Source organism: Longimicrobium sp. (assembly GCF_036554565.1).
Lineage (GTDB): Bacteria > Gemmatimonadota > Gemmatimonadetes > Longimicrobiales > Longimicrobiaceae > Longimicrobium.
This window is the reverse complement of record NZ_DATBNB010000850.1, coordinates 1-3,480: the sequence shown is the minus strand read 5'-3', so window position 1 is coordinate 3,480 and position 3,480 is coordinate 1. Positions and strand designations below refer to the sequence as shown.

At 70.4% G+C, this 3,480-nt stretch carries 4 protein-coding genes and 1 riboswitch; all 4 genes read left to right on the top strand.

The genetic code is table 11. From position 1 onward, the window contains the following. Nucleotides 1–167 precede the first annotated feature (167 nt). Nucleotides 168–707: an NYN domain-containing protein gene (locus VIB55_RS24000; protein WP_331879213.1), complete on the top strand. Its 540-nt coding sequence runs from the start codon at nt 168–170 to the stop codon at nt 705–707. Between the two features lie 124 nt (nt 708–831). Further along, a riboswitch (cobalamin riboswitch) is annotated at nt 832–959 on the top strand. Nucleotides 960–1,095: 136 nt separating this feature from the next. Then, nucleotides 1,096–2,046 (top strand): helical backbone metal receptor, encoded by a 951-nt coding sequence (locus VIB55_RS23995; protein WP_331879212.1) that lies wholly within the window; start codon nt 1,096–1,098, stop codon nt 2,044–2,046. Continuing rightward, nucleotides 2,043–3,026, top strand: a complete 984-nt coding sequence (locus VIB55_RS23990; RefSeq protein ID WP_331879211.1) for an iron ABC transporter permease — start codon at nt 2,043–2,045, stop codon at nt 3,024–3,026. The genes VIB55_RS23995 and VIB55_RS23990 overlap by 4 nt, the downstream gene beginning before the upstream one ends. Further along, nucleotides 3,023–3,480: ABC transporter ATP-binding protein (locus tag VIB55_RS23985; RefSeq protein ID WP_331879210.1), on the top strand; the 458-nt coding region annotated here is incomplete at its 3' end. The genes VIB55_RS23990 and VIB55_RS23985, both read left to right, overlap by 4 nt.

Below are 3,480 nucleotides of genomic sequence, written 5' to 3'. Positions count from 1 at the left end.
TGACATTCGCACAGCCCCGGTATAGCTTTCGCATAACGAAAGCAGGCCCGCTCCCTTCGGGGTACCGGGTACGTAACTCCGGGGGGTTGTGCGCATGTCGCACAACCCCTCGTTATTTTTTTGCCGGTACTCTCGTGACTGATCAATCTCCCGCGCGGATGCTCCGCATGGAGATCTTCGTTGATGGGACCAACTTCCGGCTGGCGCAGTTGGATGCGGGGGTGCGTGATCTGGACATTCCGCGCCTAGCGAGACAACTCGCGCGAGGTTACGTCCTCGTCAAGATGCGTTACTACGCCTCTCCATTGGACACGCGTTCCAACCAGTACCGGGGGCAGCAGCGATTCTTCGAACTCCTGCGCGCAACCAGAGCGGTGGAGTTGGTTCTAGGGCGGAACGAGCCGCGGCACCAGAACATCACTTGCGAATTGTGTAAAAGAACGTTTACGCACAAGCATCAGGTCGAGAAGGAAACCGACGTCACTCTCGCGGTAGATATGACCGTGGGTGCGCACATGAATCGATACGACGTCGCGGTCCTGGTCGCGGGGGACACCGATTACGTCCGCGCAGTAGAAGCCGTGCAGCAGACCGGAAGAAAGGTGATTTGGTGTCACTTCCCGGGCCAAGCCCATACGGACCGGCTGCGGCAGGCGTGCGACGACCAGGTGGTTCTAACCGACAAGTTCCTCCGGGCCTGTCGCTAGCTGCCTTCACTCCCGCAGCCGCCACGCTACGCTGATCCGAAGGCCCAGCGATCGTCGATGACGCACTTTACACCCTCGGTGCCCGCGGCTAGTTTAGTTCCGACATAGCACGAGGGGGCCTCACGGAAGCCGGTGAAAATCCGGCGCGGCCCCGCCACTGTAAGAGGCCCGGCGCACGCCGGTCCGGCCCGCTCACTCCGCCACTGGGTTGTTGCCCGGGAAGGCGAGCGGTGCTGCCTCGAGCCAGGAGACGCGGCCCTCTCGTTCCCGCAACGATGCACCCCTCGCGGGAGGGGCGCGGGGTACGAGTCTGCCGGCCGGAGCACCTGCGTTCCGCCTGCCGCCTTGCTGCCGCCCGTCCCTTCCGCCACCGGAAGGAACGGGCGTTTTGATTCTGGACTCCGCGCGCAGGCTGTGCCGCACCGCCGCCCCGGCCCTGATGGCCGCGGCGGCGCTCGTGCTGCCCGCGTGCGGCGGCGACCGGCAGGCGGATCCGCCTCCTACGACGGCCGTCCAGGCGATCTCCGCCGTGGACGACGCGGGCGACACCGTCCGCCTCGCTGCCCCGGCGCGGCGGATCATCTCGCTGGCCCCCAGCGCGACGGAAACGCTCGTGGCCATCGGCGCGCGCGGGCAGCTGGCGGGGCGAACGGAGTACGACGTGGGACTGGGCGTGGATGCACTGCCGTCGGTCGGCGGCGGGCTGGACCCCAGCCTGGAGAAGATCCTCGCCCTGCGGCCGGACCTGGTGATCGGCTGGAACGCGGCGGGGGCCAACCCGGTGCGCGATCGGCTGCGCGAACTGGGCATCCCCTTCTTCGCCGTGCGGACGACGGACACAACGGACGTGTTCCGCACCATCGACCGGCTCGGCGTGCTGAGCGGAAGGGCGCGCGAGGCGGACTCGGCGTCGGCCGCCGTGCGTGGCGAGCTCGACCGACTGCGCGCCTCCGTGGCAGGCCGGCCTGCGCGGTCGACGTTCATCGTCGTTGGCGACGAGCCGCTGATGACCGCGGGGCCGTGGACCGCCACCATCCAGCTGATCGAGGTGGCCGGCGGGCGCACCACGTTCCCCGACGCGAAGGGGCAGCCGCAGTACGTGTCGATGGAAGAGCTGGTGCGCCGCCAGCCCGAGGTCATCCTCCTCCCCGTCAGCGGCGACGGGGCGGCGCGGATCCGCGAGCTGTCCACGCGGCCCGGTTGGCGCGAGCTGAACGCCTTCCGAACCGGGCGCGTGCATGCCCTGCCCGTGGAGCAGGTGTACCTCATGGGGCCGGGGATTGCCCAGACCGCCAGGCTGTTCCGCGACGCCATCCACCCCGAGCTGGCCGGCCGATGAAGCCGGTGCTGCGACTGGCCCTGCTCGCCGCCCTCTGCGCCGGCGCCCTGCTGCTGAGCGTGCGGCTGGGCGCGGTGCGGCTGGGCGTGCGCGAGGTGCTGGACGCGCTGCGCGGCGCGGGCGACCCCACCACGGTGGCCATCGTCCAGCGGCTGCGGGTGCCGCGCTCGCTCCTGGCCGCGCTCGTGGGCGGCGCGCTGGCGGCGAGCGGCGCCGTCTTCCAGGCGCTGCTGCGGAATCCGCTCGCCGAGCCCTACGTCCTGGGCGTCTCAGGCGGCGCGGCGGTGGGTGCGGTGGCGGCGATCGTCTTCGGTGTCGGGGCGTCGAGCGCGGGGGTGGGACTGGCGGCGTTCGCGGGGGCGGCGATCGCCATCGTGGTAGTGCTGCGGATGGCGGCTTCCGTCGGGCCCACGCTCGACACGCGCATCCTCCTGCTCTCGGGCGTCGTCGCGGGCGCGTTCTTCAACGCGTGCATCCTGCTGGTGCTGACCTTTGCGGACACGGAGAGCTTTCGATCCGCACTCTTCTGGATGATGGGCAGCTTCAGCGGCGCCACGTGGCGGGAAATCGGTCTCCTCGCCGTGCTGGCCGGGCCGGCGCTGGCCGTGCTGTTCGCCCTGGCGCGGCCGCTGAACCTGCTGGCCGTGGGCGAAGAGACCGCGCAGTACCTGGGAGTACGGACGGAACGGGTGAAGCTGGCGGCCTACGGGACCGCGTCGCTGCTGACCGCATCCGCCGTGGCCGTGAGTGGCGTGATCGGATTCGTGGGGCTGGTGATTCCCCACATCGTACGGATGACGTGGGGCGGGGACCATCGCTTTCTGATCCCTGCCTCCGTCCTGCTCGGCGCCACCTTCCTGGTGCTGGCCGACTCGCTGGCCCGCACCGTCGCCGCGCCCACGGAGCTGCCCATCGGCGTGGTGACGGCGTTTGTGGGGGTGCCGTTCTTTCTGTGGATCCTGCGCAGGAGGGGCGCGTGAGCGGGTGGCGCTGCGACGGTGTGACGTTCGCGTACCCGGAATCCGTCCGGCCCGCGATCTCGGAGCTGTCGCTGGAGATCCCGGCTGGCGCGTGCACCGCCGTACTGGGGCCGAACGGGTCCGGCAAGTCCACGCTGCTCCGCCTGCTGCTGGGCACGCTGGCGCCCGCCGCGGGACGCATCCACCTGGCGGACCGTGCGCTCGGCGCGTGGAGCAGGGACGAGCTGGCGCGGCAGGTGGGCGTGGTGCCGCAGGGCGAGGAGGCGGTGTTCCCCATGACCGTCCGCGAGATCGTGACGATGGGACGCTACCCGCACCTGGGCCCCTGGCGCCGCGCAGGGGACGCGGACCGCCGCGCGGTGGATGATGCGATGCGGCGCTGCGACGTGCACACGATGGCGGCTCGCGACATCGGCACGCTTTCAGGCGGGGAGCGGCAGCGGGCCCGGGTGGC